Below are 18,340 nucleotides of genomic sequence, written 5' to 3'. Positions count from 1 at the left end.
CTTACCCCTCTCCTTCCGGCGACAAATGCTTTCGCAGCGTTTTTAGCGCTTGATGCAATCTACTCTTTACGGTTCCTATCGGTTCCCCATTTCGGGCCGCTATTTCACTTAATGTATAGCCTTCCCAATAGAAATGCCGTATTAATTGAACCTGATTATCTGATAAATGCGGATAGGCAGCCTCAATCTGCTGCTTTAACAATCGTCTGGCAACCGTTTCCTGAAGCTCATCCCTGCCCGACAGGGCTGTATGCTCGGTCTCGGGGATCTCATAATCAAAAGACACGAGAACCTCCTGCTTTCGCTGCTTTCTCAGCTGATCTATCGTAATGTTTCTCGTAACTGTAATGAGCCAGTTCACGAACTGCCCTTTGGCGGGATCATAACCTTTATTGGAGGTCCAAATTCGTGTAAATACCAATTGAACGATATCCTGAGCAAAAGAGGCGTCATTGCCCGCCCCTGATTTTACGGCATATGAATAAACGAGCCGCACATAGCGATCATACAAAATACGCAGTGCGAAGCTTTGTTTCTCTTGTATTAGCTGCATTAATTGCTCATCCGGATATGGCTGCACGTAATCTGCGCTCCTCGGGTCAGCTTGTGACCCTCTTATTATAAGAAACGAATAAATAACGAAAAAGGTTTATCCCTATCTTCTTATAATAAGAAATATTTTGCAATAGCTATGCCTCTCTACCTACGACAAAAAAAGCCCGCAGTGCCTGAGAGCTTCCTCCCGACTGCGGACTTCATAGCTTTTGACTTATTTAACGATGATCGTTGCTTTCATAAAATCCTTATGTGGAGCGCAATAGTACGTGTACTCACCCGGTTCAGTCAGTGTAATAGATTCGGATTGACCTTGAGTCAGCAGCTTGGTTTCAAATACTGGAGAACCGTCTGCTTTCAGCTTATCGGAAACTGCATTATGCTCGAACGGATCATTATTGATAAAAGTAATCGTAGAGCCCGCTTCGACAGTTAACACTTTTTCGGAGAAAGCAAACTTGGCGATTTCTACGGAGTAAGTTTTAGCCGCTGCTTGAGAAGCCGGAGTCGTCGCTGGTTGTACGGGCGCTGGAGTTGGCTGTGCAGGAACCGATGTCGGTGCTGGCGCTCCCGATACAGGAACCTTGGGCGTAGCCGCTGGATCAAGAACGTACCATACCTTGCCCACATCCTGACCTGTCACATCACCGGCTTTCATATCTTTAATATAGTAGTATAAAGGCCAGCCTTGGTAGGTCGTTTGCTTCGTCCCATCTTCGCGGGTAATCGTTCCGAAATCAGCTGCTTTCAAATCGCCCATGTTGGGAACATGCTCTGTATAAAAAATCGGCCAGTTCACTTCACAGTTTCCTTTGCATACGCTTAAGCTCGCTGTATCCTTGGTGTACAGGTAGAGAGCCATTCCTTTGGAATCCGTCAGGAATGTGCCCAACGTATCGTTCTTCGCCGTCTTCACACCCGAATAGTTCATAACCATCCAGGAGCCGCCTACGCCTTGTCCTTTGGCATCTCCGGCCTTTTCGTCCTTGACGTAATAATAGAGCGGCCAGCCTTGATAAGTCGTTTGTTTGTTCCCGTCCTCACGAACAATCGTTTTAAAATCGGCAGCATTCAGATCACTCGGGATTTGAATAGAATCTGCAGCATAAAGCGGCCAGTTCGTAACGCATTGATCCTTGCAAGCGCTCACGTTCGGTGTGTCCTTCATGAACATATAGAGCGTTTTGCCAGCCTCATCAGTCAAATAAGAACCAACCTCGGCATTAGCCGCTATTTTAATGGAAGCGTATTGTGCACCCGCTGCTTTCGCAGCATCCACTACCTTTTGTTCGACCAATGTGTCCAGCAGCGTTTTGCTGCCTCCCTTTACTTTGCTCTTTAGAGCCTCGACGGTTGCTGTAGCGATATGTAGGTTGCGTAAAGATCCGGCTTTAGCGACTTGGGACAAGCCCAATGTGCCTGCATAAGCGATGACTCCATCATATTTAAAATCCGTATCCTGCTTGTACCCAAGCGATTCTACGAGCACCTTGTAATATTGCTGTGCAGTAATTTGTGCATTAGGCTCAAACTTGCCATTACCCGTACCCGTCCAACCCAGCTGAGGATTCGCTTTCAGGTAGCCCAGAATCGCTTTATTACTGTCATTGACAAGGGCCGCATCCGAGAAGTTGTCCGCCCCTTTATACGCCACAGCAGTAGCTTCAAGACCTTTTAATCGCAAAAATAAAATAGCAGACTGTAATCTTGTCGTGGTCTTGGCCAAATAACCAGCGCTGACACCACTTCCATCCCCCTGCAGTACACCGAGGGCCTCTACAATTTGTGCATCCGTTTTCACATTGCTTGATACCGGAGCCTCTGCTGCCCACGCCGGAAATGCGCTGCCCAGCATACAAGCTCCTGCTAACAGCCACGCTGCTGCTTTACTGCGTTTCATCATACCCATCCCAACCTCCATCAAAGATAATTTAGATGTACCCTACACCTAATGAAGATAACGCAGTGGATTCGACATAGGTTTTACGATTTTTTGAATAATTTTATAAAATACACAATAATTTTTCACAGCAGCCGGATCCCAGCTTATTAGCTTATTTGCAGAGCCTTGAAAGCACATTCGTTGATAAAAAGAGAACGATGAATTAAACTTCTAGATAGAGTAAAATGCTGATTGTACTGCAGACTGAAGTACGAGCTGAATCTTGCCTATTATACGGAGGTGTGGAATGATGAATAGCGATGATGCTATCGAGTATTTGGAAAATAGTATTGATGAAACAGCGGATGGACTCCCCTTGGAATTATTTTTATTTGTCAGCCGTGTAACTCCGCTTGTTTGTGTTGATCTGCTTATTCAAAATGAGGCCAAAGAAATTTTATTTACATGGAGAGATGATGAAATCTTTGGGAAGGGCTGGCATCTGCCTGGAGGGGTGATTCGTCATAACGAGCTGTTTAGCGACAGAATCATCAAGGTTGGTGAAATCGAGCTGGGAGCTATTCTCGAGCATGATTCAGAACCACGTACCTTTGTGCAGGACCTGGATGTCAACAAATTAAATAGAGGTCATTTTATCGCGTTCCTGTATGGCTGCCGCCTGCTGTCCGATCCGGATGAGTCCAGACGTTATTACGGTGGTGTTCCTCGTGTTGGCGAGTGGGCCTGGTTCAGCGGATCTCCCGAACCTTTGCTGCCGACTCATGAGGTTTATCGATCTTATTTGGAATAGCTGTGGGTGCAAGCACTCATAACAGCCAAAATGTTAGCAAGCCCGGCAATCCGCTCCATATTTCAGGAGAGAATGCCGGGCTTGTCTGATGTCGTTATTTTGAAAAGCCTTATGTATTAAGGGATTTTCGATATGGGCCTTGAGGGACTCGAACCCCCGACCAATCGGTTATGAGCCGACCGCTCTAACCAACTGAGCTAAAGGCCCACAATAAAATTAAGTTGCGGGGGCAGGATTTGAACCTGCGGCCTTCGGGTTATGAGCCCGACGAGCTACCGGGCTGCTCCACCCCGCGATAGTTAATGATGATCTCGCTCTCTTAGCGACGTTTTCTATTCTACAATAATTCCAAAAGAAAAGTCAAGAACTATTTGAAAATTGCTTACAAGAGATAGCGTACACCGAAGCGACCCTTTTGTGATCGGAACACTTCCACCTCCTGCGGACATTCGTAACCATAGATCCACCAGTCCTCTTCCATTCGTTTGGCTAAGCAGCCAGCCTGAAATTTACTCTCATACAGCTTGACCCAATATACCCAGTTCACTATTGATCACCCTACCTGTAATAAAATGGCCTACTAGCCTGTAGCATAACCCAAATAAGCCATCCTTATCTCAAAAATACGGTATTATTGTTCAGACTGCAGTAAAAAGCCCTGATTCCCACTTCAAATAAGTGGTTATCAAGGCTTTTAGTTTGTTTTAAAAGATGGGAGTAACCCAATGAGTCCAGTAACTATTGCTTGTAAACACCCAACAGACGCTTCGAAACCCCTGCAGGTGTAGTGAATGCTTCATAGAGACGGATCGTTAACGGGCGATCCAATTGCTCCGTTGTTGCATCAAAGATAAGGTTGTTTTCTCCACTAACCAGACGATTAGGTCCTATAAAGCTACCTGATGCCGTACCGATCAAACGATCTACCGAATCATAAAGCTCAAATTGCAGCTTGGAGAAGCTGGCATCGATCTGAATTTGTTCCTGTCTCGTCAAATCAAGATTAAAGCGGGTTTTGTAGGAATAGCTGTTATTGCCTGTACGATTATACATCGGTGTAATCGTCCAGTAGGTGACATTGGCATCGAAAGGATACACACTGAATTTCTCTTCCGTTTCTGCCGGCTGAATCTCCATGCTATAAGCAGCGATGTTCGTTTTATATGGAGCTGCTTTCACCATGTCGTTGATTTTCAACACCAGATCCTTACCGCTCTCGGACTGGGGCAGTGTGTATGAATAGCTAACAACCAATCCCGAGTTAGGTAAAATTCTTTGCGTGGATAACGTTTGACGATTGCCGCTGTAAGTATAACCATCCGTGCTGAGAAGCTCGGTTTGGAATACCGGAACTGCCATTGGAATATCGCTTTTGTTTAAAATCCTGAACTTCGATGTGACATTCTTGGAGCCTTCATCCGTGTTGTCATCAATGTGAAACTCAACAACCGACACCTCAAGATTCGGATGAATCAGCTCACTCAAAGCATCGAAAGTCATCGGATTGCCCAATTTGTAGGCAGGATAAGCAACTCTTGCAGTCGTGCTGGGCAGTAAAATATTAAGTCGGCCCACATTATAGGTAACAACGGTTGGAACCCCGGTTACACTAGCCTGTGAGAATTTTTCCGGAGTCAGTACATTGATACTGGAAAGGACGGTATCATTATTTGTAGAGATAGCAAAGTGGATATACTTTTGCTCTCTCGCTTCCAGAATAACCTCCTCTTGCTCAACCTTTTTCCCATAGTACGATTGCGCTTGAGAGCTGTCCGATGCAGCATTACCTAAAACCGATGTAGTAGAAGTTGGGTTATCCGTGGACGCCCCTGTCCCTTCAGCACCGCTGGTATTGGTTGTATCCTCAGATGCTGCAGCATCTGCAGTTCCGTTACTGGATGCTGAGGTACCAGCATTCACTGTAACAGGTACCTGTTGGCCAGTAACAGCCGTTGTAGGTACAGCCGCGTCTTCAACAACCTTTTGCCCCTCAAACACTTTGGACGACGTCTTGCCATCGATAATGAATTCAGGAAGGGTCTCGCGCTGATCTGTCGGGTTGGTCACAAGCAGCTGCAGCACTTGAATCGTGCCTTTATCTGTTACTTCTTTGTCGATACTTACAGGTGTGTACTCCAGTGGTGAAGTCAAAGAAGGAATTTTGAACTTCTCGCCCCACTTCTTCACTGACGCCGGGTCCGTAATTTTCATATCGCTGCCTTTCCAGGATTGGCCGCTGATAGGAATGGCAAGAATTCGCGTTTCGGTTTTGGGATAGACGTAGTAGTCGACATCTGTCCAATTCGCTTCTGACAGTGTAACCGTATCGGTACGATCAATTACAGCCAAATAGCTTAATTCCGTCGTTGCCTTAGGTTGAATGGAACGTGGATTGGAGGCACTTGATTGCAGTATATATTCAATGCCTTCGATTGTTTTCACACGAAGCTCATACTCCGGAACACGCGCAATGGCGGCTCCGGTATTTTTCATGCGTACGACTACACCCACACGGGTTCCGCCGTCCACACGCTCGTTCAGAACGGTTTTGATATCAACGCTTAAGCTGTTCGTCAGCTGATAGGTAACTGCAGCAGGTGTTCCTGACTGCGTTCCTGCCAATTCAGCGGCCATTGCCGAGTAGCTTGATGTCATAAGAGATGATGTAATAAGGACGGATACCGCTGTTTTTTTCCAATTCATTTTCACTTTTATTTCCTCCAGTTAGCCAGATTATTTCGCTAGTTGTACTTTTTCTTTGTCCTTCAGTTGGTTCTGACCGGAAACGATCAATTGCTCGCCTTCTTTAATACCTGAAATGACTTCCTGAACCGTCTCGTTCAGACGCCCCAGCTGTACTTTACGTTTCTCGGCAACATCTCCAACAAGTATAAATACGGAAGTATCTCCGCCTTCGCGAACCACACTTAACGTTGGAACCGTAATAACGATTTCGTCCTTCTCTTCAGTCAGAAGGATCTGCACCTTGTTCCCTGGCTTAAGCTTGGTATCGGCATTCGCGATTTCAAGTTCTAATGGATACGATTTGGACTGTGAGCTCATTACATCGGCTAAGTAGCTGACCTTGCCCTTCAGCTTTTCAGTGGTGCCTGGCACATAGAAGGTCAACTCTGTCTTGCCGCGAACCAGCTGCGCAGAAGCCTCCGTTAATTCAGCTTTGATCTTGATCGGATCGAGCTGCTGTACCTGAGCAGCTTTAAAGCCGGCAGTCAAGCTCATCCCCACTTCTACCGGCAGTTCGGTAAGCACACCGCTCACTGGTGCTTTCAGCTCCAGATTGTTCAGCGTGCGATCTGCTTCACGAATGCTCAGATTAGACGATTCTACCTGGGTTTCGAGCTGGGATAAGGAGTTCGTTGTTTCGATAGTGTTCAGCTTGTTCTTCGCACTTTCCAAATCCAGCTTCAGGTTATTTAATTGCGTCTCTGTTTGATCTAACTGAAATTTTGTGAGTAGACCCAGATCATAGTCATTGCGGGCCTTACTGAAATTTTTCTCTGCATCCTTGACAGCTTGCTCGGTTTTTGTAACTGCATTTTGCAAATCGACCTTCGAATTAACCAGATCTTCCTTGGCTTTTGTCAGCTGCTGACCCGCGCTTTTCACGCCCAGCACGCCCTTTTGCTTTTGCAGTTCAACATCGGTAGGATCAAGCTTTACGAGAAGCTCGCCCTTTTGGACCATATCGCCGCGTTTTTTATAAATTTCCTGGACGTCACCGCCTACTTTTGTGACGATATCCATTTGTATCGAGGAAACAACGTCTGCTACCTGCTCCAGCGGGGCACCAATCGATTTCTTCTCTACCTTGGCTACCTTGACGGTTTTGATAACGGATTCAGCGGCTGCTGGCTGCTGTGGAGGCGCTGCTGGCTTCGTGCAACCCGCCATGATCGCCGTGCTCAAGATAACGACTCCTACTACTTTTGTACTTTTTTTGACGGTATTGATCATTGTAAAGTTCATTGGCCGATTCTCCCTTTCAATATCTCTGTATGGTTAATGTGTTATCGAAGCTGTTGTAACCTGCGTATCGTTGGCATCATGATCTTTCTTCTTGAACCAACGAGCTATTCTGTCATTAAAGCGAGCGAGCATGGCGTATACAATCGGGACAATCAGCAAGGTAAGCAGCGTCGAAGTCGTTAAGCCTCCGATAACTACAACTGCGAGACCCTTGGAAATAATCGTTCCTTTGGAAAGTCCCACTCCGAGAGGCATCAAGGCCAGAATCGTCGCACCAGCTGTCATGATGATCGGTCTCAGACGTGTCGTACCCGCTTCAACCAGCGAATCGCGAACCGAATGACCACTCTCCCTCAGCTGCTGCACTCGATCCACAAGCACGATCGCATTCGTAACGACGACACCGATGAGCATCAGGAAGCCGATCAAGGAAGTAATATTAACCGATTCATGGGTAACAAACAGTCCGAGCAGTCCTCCGATCGCCGCAAGCGGCAACGAAACCAGAATCGCTAGTGGTGCACTCGCATTACCAAATGCCAGCACCATGACCAGGTATACGATAAAGATGGATGCTCCCATGGCGACGAACATTTGCTGGAAGCTGGTTTCAATATCGTCAGTTACGCCCTTAACTTCGGTTCTAACGTCGCTTGGCAGTTCAACAGTCTTGAGTGCTTCACTAATTTTGGCACTAATACCGCCCTTGTCAGGACTATCGATTTTGGCATTAACCTTCACAATTTGCTCTTCCTTCTCGCGGGTAATGGCGACTGGAGCATCGATTTGTCGAATCTTGGCAATCTCATTGAGATTAACCGTAACGCCTGTTGCCGTCTTGATTGGGAAGCTCCCTATTTTTTCGATGGAATTTTTGAATGATTTATCCAGCATAATTTTGGTTTTAAAGGTCGTATTGTCGAATTTCAAATCCCCGATTTTCTCTTCAATCAGCCAGCCTCGTACTGTATTCGTAATTTGTGCCGAGGATAAGCCATACAGACGGGCTTTGTTTTGATCGACGTTGATCTCAACCTCTGTTTTAGATTCGCTGAGCGTATCTTTAATTTCTATGAGCTCCGGGAACTCTCTCATTTTGGTTTTCACGATTTCTGCTGCTGCCTTCAGGCTGTTCAGATCATCTCCTTTAAGCGCATAGGAGAAATCGGTGTCGGAGCCTGGAGGTCCACCTGCGGACAGAACGGAACCTTCCACTTCCGAGCCTTTAGGCAACGAATATAAGATTTTTTCCTTAAATTCCTTCACCACGTCTTTAGCGTTGGACGCCGCTGAAGCAGATGCAAAAAACGATGAACGATAAGCAATCCGGTCTGTTCCATTGTTGTAGCCAATCAAGGATTCAAAATATTCAAAGGTCGGTTCACCCTTGGCATCCTTGGATTCGCGTACCATCGTCTCGATTTCCTTAACCTTGGCATCCATCGTTTCAATCGTCGTTTCGCGCGGCATTTTTATCGTGAACTGCATCAGCTTATCCGATTCACTTTCCGGCATGAACGATGTCGATAGATAAGGTACTGTGGAAACAATCGTTACAATAAATAAAATAAAGGCTAGAAGCAATGTTTTCCAACTATTACCTAACGACCAGATCAAAGTTTTTTTGTACAATCTGGAAAATGCACCCAGAGAGTCAGCTTCATCGTGGGTCTTGATTTTACTATTCATAACCAGCAGCTTGGCTAGCATCGGGATGATCGTCAAAGCGACAATCAAGGAGGACATAAGAGCTACAGCCAGTGTAATGGCAAACGGTCGGAATACTTCACCTAACACCCCGCTTACAAAAGCAATAGGACCAAAAACACCAACTGTAGTGATCGTAGATGAAGTAATTGCCGAGGCAACCTGCGCAGTAGCGATCTTGATAACCGATTCATTGCGCTGCTGCGCCTTCTCCAGTTCACTGTATATATTCTCGATAACCACGATACTATCGTCAACGACCCGGCCGATGGCTATCGCCATGCCTCCAAGCGTCATGATATTGAGGGAAATGCCGAGTGGTCCCATGAACAGGAGAGTGACTATGATAGATAACGGGATCGATACAAGTACAATCAGTGTCATACGTACGTTTCTTAAGAAAAGCAAAATCATCAGAGAGGCCAAAACAGCACCCAATGCGCCTTCCTGCACCATACCATTGATCGAATGCTTGATATCTACGGCACTGTTATAAATCGTATGAAAAACGATGTTCGGATATTGTGTTTTCCAGACATCCATCAATTTGTCGGCAGCAGCACCAAATTCAACCGCATTGGCGTTTTTGGTTTTGAATAAATTGACGCCAATGGCAGGCTGGCCATTCAGACGGGATAAAAAGGTCGCTTCATTAATAGCTTCAATCTTGGCAAGCTCTTTAAGCAGCAGTGTGGTACCGGAGGGTGTCGTGATCTTCATATTCTCCAGATTATAAACACTGTTCAAGTCCGTTTTTACACGAACCATTTGTGTATTTCCGTTAAAGTCTACAGAGCCCGCAGGACTCGTTTGCAAAGCCGCCTTAATGCTGCCGGATACCTGATCAGGCGATAATCCATAGTTACTGATCGCATTGGCATCCATTTTCATCGTCAGTACAGCTTCCTGGTTACCGATGGAATCTACATGGTCGATCCCTTTAATGGATTCATAACCCGGTAAAATAACATCTTTGTACACCTTATCAAGATCCTGCTGACTCATTCCATTCGTTCCGTAAACGGATATGTAGTATACCGGCTCAGAGGCAAAACCGAGGGTCTGCACTTTGGGTTTTTCCGAAGATTGAGGAAGAATAACATTGGAGATTAAGCTTTCCACATCTTTTTTAACATCGTCAGGCTTTTTATCCTGCTCCAGCTCAATAACAATCGATGAAAAGTTATCGCTTGAGGTCGAAGTCAAATTCTTGATTCCATCCAGACTGGAAATCGCTTTTTCCAAAGGCTTGGTAATGTCATCGAGAACATCCATGGGGGGAGCCGTATATTGGGTGTTGATCAATACAACCGGAAACGAAATATCCGGAAAGCTCTCTACCTTCAAGGTTGTTGCAGTGTAAATACCTCCTCCTAACAGCAGCAGCGTAATAATAATGACAGCCGTAATATTTTTCATTGAAAATTCGGTCAACTTATTCATCTCTCTACTCCTCCATATACATTGGCTGACTTCTTAGACGTCATGCTTCCAGTTACCCCTTCATTGTAAGCCCACATTTTCTTAGTATAGCTTCGAGGCCTGATTATGTAAGGTGACAAATGTCATGAAATCAGCACTTTACCCCTATCCCCCGCCTAGTCAAGATTCAAAAAAAGCTGCTCACGCCGAACTTTCCATTCCTCCTCCAAGCCATCCAACCGTGCCAATAGGATTTCATGAAGGGCTTGCATTTCCAAAAAACGGCGTTTGGAGGCATAGTGTGAAGGTTTATCCGACTCCTCCAATTCAGACAAATTTGAAAATGCATCCAGGGTGGAATCAATCATCTTCTGAATATCGCCTATCTTCATAATCATCATTTGTACGGTAGTCATGCTGAAGTCATCGCTTATGTAGTAATAATCCTTACGATTGCTGCTGGTCGGCAGCTTGTGGCACATCATATGCTTTTCCAGAGTCCGCGCCTGTACACTGATTGCGGCTTTGGTAACACCCAGATTCTCCGCTATCTCCTGAAGACTCATGGGGCTTGAGGCAAACAGTAATTGGGCAAAAATCTTGCCAACCAAAGGACTAAACCCTTCTGACTCAAAGGATAGCGACATATGATTGCCTATGTTTGTTTTCAAGTCTTCAAAGGACAGTTGTGGCGATTTCATAGCAATCTCCTCAAATCATCGTTGATATCATTAACAATGTTGTTAACGATACTAACATTAAGTTATTTTGAAAAAACTGTCAATAGTTTTGAGAAAAAATTCACACCTGTTGAATAACCACTAAATCGTAGAAAAAGAGACGCCAAATCGGTAAAATGTTTGTACCCCTACAAACTTCCGAAAGGTGGCGACTCCATGAAAAAGTCTACCACGATCCTGTCTCTTCTTCAATCTGTTTTGACCCAAGAAGAGGTCGAATCTGTCGTCAAAGAGGTGGGATACGAAGATAAAGCCCGTAAATTTACGGTTCTCCAGTTATTACAGTAATGGTGTACAGCCGCTTACGAAGAATGGCCAAGTTATCACACCGGTGCCGACTGGGCTTCCCCCAGTGGCTTAGCGAAAGTTCATTATTCCCGGTTTTCAAGTAAAGCGGCCGAAGTACCGTTTGCCGTATTCAAGGAACTTCTTCATTTACTTACCCGCAAGTGCAACCGGGAAGCCCGGCGGAAACTGGCTTTCACAAAGGAACTGCTGCTCATCGACTCCACCACGTTGACTGTAGGTAAAGCCGTTTACCCTGGACCCTTATCATGGCAAGCTCGAAGCCCCTCAATACCGTTCGGAGCGCTTATCTAATTAAATCCCTAATTGAATATGATTAAAGCAACGATTAGCAGGAGCAAAACGATGACTGCGGATCCAACCATTTTTATCCAGGGCGGTGTTGTATAAGGCTCGGTGCTGCTTTTGATTTCCAACTGCTTACGCCATCCATACCTTGTCATACCTTTTGGTTTGTACACCGACAAGACTGTTGCCACAAGCACGATCAACAATCCTCCACTTGGGTGTACGATGTGAATCGAATCCTTCAAAATACTTATGTCGGTGCTCGACAATGTACTTTTTGATGCTATGGATGCCGCATGGCTCAGTTCTTGTAAGTATGCGACCAGCATAAATAAGGCTAAAACGGTAAACAAAAGCTTAAAAAAGATCCAATAATGACGGAACAACCCCCACCTAGTGCCAAGTGATAGCGCAACTCCGGTGAGCAGGGATGCAAAAGCCACGGGGAGAACAATAAAATTAGCAACCAAGGACATGATTTGGATAGCGGATCGTATCATATCGGCATCTTGATTGTTTAGGACATAGGCGCCTATGGGTATATAAGCGGCTGCGGAGCCGAGCCATCCCATCGTAGTAATCACGTGTATAGTGAGTACCAGCTTACGGTGAGAGGGTGAAAGAGTCATGTGTCCCTCCCCCTTTGTTCCATATACAGTACTTAGTTTTGTTGCAATATTTTTTTCCACTACAATATCCTCCTGATTTTCATAAACATTATTGGGACAAGTCTAGCCATGCTGAACAGACGATGAACCGGGGAATCGCGGGATAAATATCGACGACCTCATCATCCTTGTATACGAAGGGTAGCTTAACGTTTTATCTTTAAATCCTTTTTGCGGTAAAAGATCAATATATGCTTTGAGAACGCCAGTATAGGTTGTTTTATAAACTGGACTTGCAATAATTTTTGGGTCTATTGGATATAACATCTATTTCCACATTGTTTGATCGTTTCCGTTAGTTAGCTTTTTAATAAAGATGCGGCACCTAATGTCATGAGATGCTGTGGAGGCAAACCCATCAGTACTCTTCCATAAAGCTCTAGTCCAGTCGATGCGGTAGTCAATGCATGATGGGATCCGCCTCTAATGTCCCGGAATATTTGAGACAAGCGATTGGAATCGGCAATGACACTCCCTCCGCTCTCCGCCATTAGCATATCTACGGCTTCCCAGCACAACATGGCTGCATAGGTCATATCTGTCTGCAGCTGTGCCATTTCCTTTAAACTAAATTGTTCTGTGTTTTGCACGTGACGCTCCAGATTATCAATGGTTCGACTGATATGAAGATGTGCGGATTCAACCTTCATAGCCGCAAGTCCTACTTTATACTGAATATGACCCACGGCCGCTTGAGAAGTATGGACCGTCATTGAAATTCCCTTGTGAGGTGCTTTCTCAACAAAATACTCGACAGCCCCTCTAGCGAGTCCGAGAATCGCGCTTATACCCGTTGTGATGATGATAATAAGCTGTGCGTAAGGTCTGTATCTGTCACCTCCCTTCAACTGGGCAGGCAGCGCACATCCCTGATGCATTTCTTGGGTGATGACATACTTGTCTGGTACAAACATATTTTTGATTTCCAGACTATTACTTGCGGATCCCCTTAAACTCATCGTATACCAATCGTCCACAATCGTGACTTCACTCATCGGAATGACGGCCAGCATCATCCCCATAGCCTTATCTTCCTGCATGGATTTTCTGTCCTTCAAGTTTAACAAAGCATGGGTTGCATGTTTTGAACCTGATCCGAACCCCCAAAAGCCTTCCTCTATCAAATACCCTCCGTCCACTTTCTCAACGACCGCTTTACTTGCCAGCAATACAGAACAAAAACGTATCTCCTCTGCCTGGTTATAGATCGAATCTAATACGTCGGAAGGTAATGATAGTGCAGCATTATAGTTATTTCCGTTGATGATTTGAACGACCCAGCCAACAGAGCCATTCCCCTTGGCCACCTCGGAAATAATCTCGACCATGGCACGGATACTCACATCATGACCCCCGTACTCTTTCGGTGTGCCAAGCTTAAACAACCCCGCATCCGAAATTTTTTGAATCACTTCATCGGGAATATGTCGTTCTTCATCAATACGAGTACCGAACTTCTGCAGATAGGGAACTAACTGGGCAGCATGGTTTAGCAATTGCTGTTCAAGAGCAGTAAGTTGACATTCTGTACTTAAGTTGGTCATTAACACTCACTCCTTAATTCTACATGTGTATATTTAAAATGTATTTGTAGGGTAAATGATATAATGTATAATTAGTTTCATCAACCGATAAAATCGCAAATCTGTCGAAAAACGATACAGAGAAAGGAATCTGTCATGAACAAAAAAACAACCGAAGACCTTCGAGTCAAAAGAACCCATAAGCTTTTATACAATGCTCTGTTGGATTTAATGGAAAACCACCCGTTTGATAGTATAACGGTGAAGCAGATCTGTGATCTGGCGATGGTACATCGAACTACGTTCTACACACATTTTCAGGATAAATTCGATTTACTTTCACGTGCTTTGCGGCAAGTTGCTGATGAAGAATTTAAAGACATTGTCGATGCATCCTTTTCTCCGTCCGATAATTTTAGAGAATTATTTTCTTTTGCAATGAAACATAAGAGACTGTTTTCCCATCTTTTAGCGGCCGAAGAGAGGGATTCCTTGAGAAATCTGTTGCGAAGAGAGATGAGCAGGGGCATGAAGAAATACTTGATTGAGCATAATTTGATTGAAGAGATTCCCATCGATGTGCAAATTAAAATAGAGGCCCACATAGGTGCCGTGCTTGGTGTGCTAAATTGGTGGATTGAGAGCAAAATACCTATTGATCTCGAAGAAATAAATACAAAAATGAATATCTTTTCGGAAGGAAAATTCGTAAAATAACCTAAATAATCGAGTCATCTAGTAAATGGAAGTGCCGCGGCTTGACTTGGACGCGAAATCCTCCGACGCCCCGCTTCCAACAGATATATCTGCGAGAGAGCGTGCGGCAGTTCATCACCGTGTGCAGATACCGGCGGCAGGCACTCCCCCGCCTCACGGCGCAGCTGCGGCATTCAGCGCCATTTCGATCTCCTACTGCAGCGCTTTCTCTCAGGCTGCTTCTACTTCCTTCCTCGTCTCCGCAATCGAAGGCATACAACCGGCACCGTGTTGATGAAGAGTCCGACCATCGACTCCACATCCGGCAGACCCGGTCGGACGCTCGGAGGTTCGGAAATAACTTGAAATAAAATGTACAAAATGCACGTAATCTGGAATGGAGGAAGGGTGTAATAACAATGAAGGCAGCAATTGTGAAGGAGAAGGAATCCATTCCCGTAATAGGTCATTTTGATTCCCCCATTGCGACATTTGGAGAAGTTCTAATTAACGTTTCGGCAACAGCCTTGAGTCGGGTTAGCAAGTTGCTGTTCCGTGAGTATGCACTACTCATCTGATGATAACTTTCCAATTGTAGCTGGTATTGACGGAGTTGGAACTTTGGAAGATGGGACTCTCGTTTACTTTGCGCTGCCTGCAGCACCATATGGCAGTTTGGCTGAGCAAACCATTGTGGGCAAGAAGCTGAATGTCCGTTTGCCAGATGGTATTGATGATTTCACTGCTGGCGACCTGAGTACGTTCTGCAAGGTTGAAACGATTGGCGAAAGCCCAAGACGCTTCTATAACAGAACGGAACAAGCAAGGAAGCGGCGGAGTCGATGGGGTGAGCATCGCCATGTTCGAGAAGAACGTGAGCATAAACCTGAAAGAATTTCAAAGGTTACTGCAACAAGATAGGTACAAACCTGATCCTGTCAGGCGACACTTCATCGAGAAGGAAAATGGAAAGCTAAGACCGTTAGGCATTCCGACCATCCGAGATCGCGTATGCCAACAAGCGGTACGCCAAATCATAGAGCCATTCTTTGACTAAGACTTCTTCTACTACAGCTTTGGCTTTCGCCCTGCTGACTTGTCAGTTGGGCACCGCCCAATGCCGTTCGGAATAACGGAAAATGCAGTCTTTGGCCAGCTTTATCCCGCCTTAATCGCCTATGTTTTACTAAAATGGGTTTTTGATCAAACCTGTCCACACATTACACGACAATTCGCTTTCTCGTTTATTCGTTTTACACGGCTGCTTGGATTAAATACCCTTCCCGATGAATCGAAGGTTCACATTCATCGGTTACTATCCAAGCCTTTATTGTCAGAAGCCGATTTTCCACGAAATGGATAATCAACAGGCGTGGAGAAAATTTAACAAATCGTTCATAAATGAGCAACCGAAAAACCGCCCAGACCAGCCTGCTCTCATGCTGTTGGACGGTTCGGCTTTTAACACCCTTTAACCCCAGTTAATCCGTTGTTGTAAACCAATCGATCTTCTTGCTGGCTAACAGCTTCTTTTGCCCCTGAAAAGAATCATAGATGCTGAGCTTGTACGTCTTTAATGTATCCAAATGGAAAATCAGGTCCGCATCACGCTCTGTAATCCGGAATTTTTCCTTTTTGCCCAGTCTGATCTTATCATCATTGACTGCCGGATCTGAGGAGACGGCGCCTGCTGAGGCACTGGAATCTGAGCTTTTACCATCAAAGTCCTTAAAATCAAATTCTTTCGTAAATGTCTTGTTGCCCTTCTCATCCTCAAAACCAAAAATAAGCTTGCGTCCCTCGGTGTTCGATTCGACCCGCAGATTTTTGGTCAGTTCATAATCGAAGGTCAGTCTGAGCTCGTCTCGGTTAAGCCACGTATTCACGCCGCCGACATGAAGTGTATACGGAAACAGATCGATATTTTCAAAATCGTCCTTCGCCGTAAAGTTCTCATTGGGCAGCCAAAATGCAGCGGCATTCACATAAGCATCCGGTTTGGCATCCTTTTCCGTATATTTATCCTCGGTTACTGCCTCCCCGATCATGACATGCATGTTCGTTGTTGGGAATGTCTTCGGCAGTGTGCTGGATACAAATAACAGAGCGGAGCCGCCAGGACCTACCTTATTCTTGATTTCGGAAATGGCGGCAGGATACACGGAGCCGTCGATCGTTTTAAACTGCGCGACAAGCTTGGATACGTCCGTAGAGCGCTTCTCGAGATTGGTTGCTTCCATCTGTACGGTAAAAACATCGGCCGTATCCCCTGTATAGGTATTCACACCCAGTACTTTGTAGCTGGCGCTTCGGCCCACAATAGCTTTTTTGTACATATCCCCGACATTGATGTAAGGCATATTGAGCAGCTCGGAGCTTTGGGCAAATTTTAGCAGCTCTTCCTTTTCGGTTTCACTGGTTTTCTCCTCAAGTACGAGCTTAATTGTAGAAAACTCATACGTATAAGGCATTTTTCCTATAAACTGAAAATTTGCCTCACTCCCTTTGGGGAGTCCTATCATTTTGTCCGTCTTGATCAGCTTGGCTTCTACTTTGACGTTATCATCCAGTAAATAGTAGCCTACCAAATCCGGTATGGGCAGAGCCTCAACGCCTTGATTTAGCAGTGTGAAATTCGCTGTCAAAATATCCTGATCTTCCCAAGGCAGGCGCTGAAAGGAGTTCAGCTTGGAGGTATACGTACCCTCTTTGTTCGTAAAATGATATTCCGTTCCCGCGTCGACGCTGTCAGGTGCAGACACAGCAGGCAGCTCGAAGTAGGCAATGGGCAGGTTCAGCTTCAAATCCGCTGCGTTCTGAATAATGACAAGCTGCCAGCCCTCCGTGCTAACCGTGATTGGAACAGAGCCTGTTAATTCGATTTCTTTGTTGATTTGTGGATTAATCGCTAAATCCTTTAAGCTCTTGGCGTCCAATGGGTACATATAACCCTCACTTGTACGCAGCAAAAACTGGTATGCAGGCACAACCGCCGTACGACTTCCTATATTTTCCATATTCAACACAACGGTAGGGGAGTAATTCTTTTCATTTTTGGTCATAAACACTTTTTTTATCGAGCCTTTAACCTCAGTGCCAGCCATATTAATAATATGGGATTCATTCGCGGTTGTAACTACCGAGTACCCGGCTGGAACCGCAACCTCCCCTATCTTTCGTTCAAAATTCGGCTGCGAGAAGTCCCATTTGATCACCTCAAACACAAGATCGCTGAGCTCGGTCGTTTCATTGACGGATGCATAAAAGCTGATATCCTGAACCGATTGCGGTGTAATCCGGTTTTTATCCTTATCCTGTGGAAGAACCCTGACAGAGATTTGGTTGCCTGATTGCGTCCGCATGCGTACCCAATAGTCGATAAAAAGCAGATCAGTGCTCGTTGTATTATGGACACTCAAAGTAAAGGAAACCGTCTTGCCGCTTTGCTCTGTCAGCATCGTCACATTCTTCAGCTCGAAATAGCTGCCTCCCTGAATCTCTACCGTACCGAGCGCAGGGGCCGATCCGGTAGTCATTATGGCGCTGCTGGACGGCGGCGTTGTGCCGCTATCTGCTGCAAAAGCAGGGATAGCCGTACTTAAGGTGACAATAGCTGACAGCAGCAGGATAGCGGTGGATTGTTTAATCATGATCATGATGGGGTTACCCTCCTAAAAGTTTTCCGTAGGAAAACTGACTTCGTAAGCAAATTCTGAGTTTTCCGTAGGAAAACTATCTTCGTTAGCATTGCTTGG

16 protein-coding genes, 2 tRNA genes and 1 pseudogene are annotated in these 18,340 nt (G+C 45.4%); 6 read left to right on the top strand and 13 right to left on the bottom strand.

Features of this window, described 5'->3' with window-relative positions; translation table 11 throughout:
• Position 1: 1 nt before the first annotated feature.
• Entirely contained in the window at positions 2-580 is a 579-nt protein-coding gene (locus tag NST47_RS15400) for an RNA polymerase sigma factor (protein WP_341155913.1), read from the bottom strand.
• Between the two features lie 189 nt (positions 581-769).
• Positions 770-2,458 (bottom strand): plastocyanin/azurin family copper-binding protein, encoded by a 1,689-nt coding sequence (locus tag NST47_RS15395; protein ID WP_341155912.1) that lies wholly within the window; start codon positions 2,456-2,458, stop codon positions 770-772.
• Between the two features lie 289 nt (positions 2,459-2,747).
• Here NST47_RS15395 and NST47_RS15390 point away from each other — a divergent pair, with 289 nt between their 5' ends.
• Positions 2,748-3,248 carry a hypothetical protein gene (locus NST47_RS15390; protein WP_341155911.1) on the top strand — a complete coding sequence of 167 codons (501 nt, stop codon included), beginning with the start codon at positions 2,748-2,750 and terminating at the stop codon, positions 3,246-3,248.
• 133 nt (positions 3,249-3,381) lie between these two features.
• On the opposite strand, the gene NST47_RS15385 is transcribed toward NST47_RS15390, so the two are convergent.
• The 7 genes from NST47_RS15385 to NST47_RS15355 form a co-directional block, all read right to left on the bottom strand.
• A tRNA-Ile gene (locus NST47_RS15385) sits at positions 3,382-3,455 on the bottom strand.
• A gap of 14 nt (positions 3,456-3,469) precedes the next feature.
• Positions 3,470-3,543, bottom strand: a tRNA-Met gene (locus NST47_RS15380).
• Between the two features lie 87 nt (positions 3,544-3,630).
• Complete coding sequence (locus NST47_RS15375; protein WP_177237841.1) at positions 3,631-3,795, bottom strand: hypothetical protein; 165 nt, start codon at positions 3,793-3,795, stop codon at positions 3,631-3,633.
• Between the two features lie 191 nt (positions 3,796-3,986).
• Complete coding sequence (locus NST47_RS15370; RefSeq protein ID WP_341159677.1) at positions 3,987-5,951, bottom strand: hypothetical protein; 1,965 nt, start codon at positions 5,949-5,951, stop codon at positions 3,987-3,989.
• 30 nt (positions 5,952-5,981) lie between these two features.
• Positions 5,982-7,235, bottom strand: coding sequence for an efflux RND transporter periplasmic adaptor subunit (locus tag NST47_RS15365; protein ID WP_341155910.1), 1,254 nt, complete (start codon positions 7,233-7,235; stop codon positions 5,982-5,984).
• A gap of 33 nt (positions 7,236-7,268) precedes the next feature.
• Entirely contained in the window at positions 7,269-10,385 is a 3,117-nt protein-coding gene (locus NST47_RS15360; protein ID WP_341155909.1) for an efflux RND transporter permease subunit, read from the bottom strand.
• Positions 10,386-10,540: 155 nt separating this feature from the next.
• A complete protein-coding gene (locus NST47_RS15355; protein WP_341155908.1) occupies positions 10,541-11,065 on the bottom strand; it encodes a GbsR/MarR family transcriptional regulator in 525 nt (174 codons plus the stop codon).
• Between the two features lie 195 nt (positions 11,066-11,260).
• Here NST47_RS15355 and NST47_RS15350 point away from each other — a divergent pair, with 195 nt between their 5' ends.
• Positions 11,261-11,392: a hypothetical protein gene (locus NST47_RS15350; RefSeq protein WP_341155907.1), complete on the top strand. Its 132-nt coding sequence runs from the start codon at positions 11,261-11,263 to the stop codon at positions 11,390-11,392.
• A gap of 320 nt (positions 11,393-11,712) precedes the next feature.
• On the opposite strand, the gene NST47_RS15345 is transcribed toward NST47_RS15350, so the two are convergent.
• From NST47_RS15345 to NST47_RS15335, 3 genes and pseudogenes are all read right to left on the bottom strand, one after another.
• Complete coding sequence (locus NST47_RS15345; RefSeq protein WP_341155906.1) at positions 11,713-12,387, bottom strand: hypothetical protein; 675 nt, start codon at positions 12,385-12,387, stop codon at positions 11,713-11,715.
• A 42-nt stretch (positions 12,388-12,429) separates the two neighbouring features.
• Positions 12,430-12,609 (bottom strand): annotated as a pseudogene (locus tag NST47_RS15340) (NAD(P)H-dependent oxidoreductase); the annotation flags it as partial.
• A gap of 56 nt (positions 12,610-12,665) precedes the next feature.
• Complete coding sequence (locus tag NST47_RS15335; RefSeq protein ID WP_341155905.1) at positions 12,666-13,910, bottom strand: acyl-CoA dehydrogenase family protein; 1,245 nt, start codon at positions 13,908-13,910, stop codon at positions 12,666-12,668.
• A 135-nt stretch (positions 13,911-14,045) separates the two neighbouring features.
• Between NST47_RS15335 and NST47_RS15330 the strand changes: the two genes are divergently transcribed.
• From NST47_RS15330 to NST47_RS15315, 4 genes are all read left to right on the top strand, one after another.
• A complete protein-coding gene (locus tag NST47_RS15330) occupies positions 14,046-14,606 on the top strand; it encodes a TetR/AcrR family transcriptional regulator (protein WP_341155904.1) in 561 nt (186 codons plus the stop codon).
• Between the two features lie 46 nt (positions 14,607-14,652).
• Positions 14,653-14,880, top strand: a complete 228-nt coding sequence (locus tag NST47_RS15325) for a hypothetical protein (RefSeq protein WP_341155903.1) — start codon at positions 14,653-14,655, stop codon at positions 14,878-14,880.
• A gap of 124 nt (positions 14,881-15,004) precedes the next feature.
• Positions 15,005-15,163, top strand: coding sequence for a hypothetical protein (locus NST47_RS15320; RefSeq protein ID WP_341155902.1), 159 nt, complete (start codon positions 15,005-15,007; stop codon positions 15,161-15,163).
• A 43-nt stretch (positions 15,164-15,206) separates the two neighbouring features.
• Positions 15,207-15,506 (top strand): hypothetical protein, encoded by a 300-nt coding sequence (locus NST47_RS15315; protein WP_341155901.1) that lies wholly within the window; start codon positions 15,207-15,209, stop codon positions 15,504-15,506.
• 560 nt (positions 15,507-16,066) lie between these two features.
• Here the strand turns inward: NST47_RS15315 and NST47_RS15310 are convergent.
• Positions 16,067-18,241, bottom strand: coding sequence for a hypothetical protein (locus tag NST47_RS15310; protein WP_341155900.1), 2,175 nt, complete (start codon positions 18,239-18,241; stop codon positions 16,067-16,069).
• Positions 18,242-18,340: the final 99 nt, after the last annotated feature.

This window comes from Paenibacillus sp. FSL H8-0034, assembly GCF_038000305.1.
Classification (GTDB): Bacteria; Bacillota; Bacilli; order Paenibacillales; family NBRC-103111; genus Paenibacillus_S.
The sequence above is the reverse complement of the archived record's forward strand: the minus strand, read 5'-3'. Positions and strand labels throughout refer to the sequence as shown.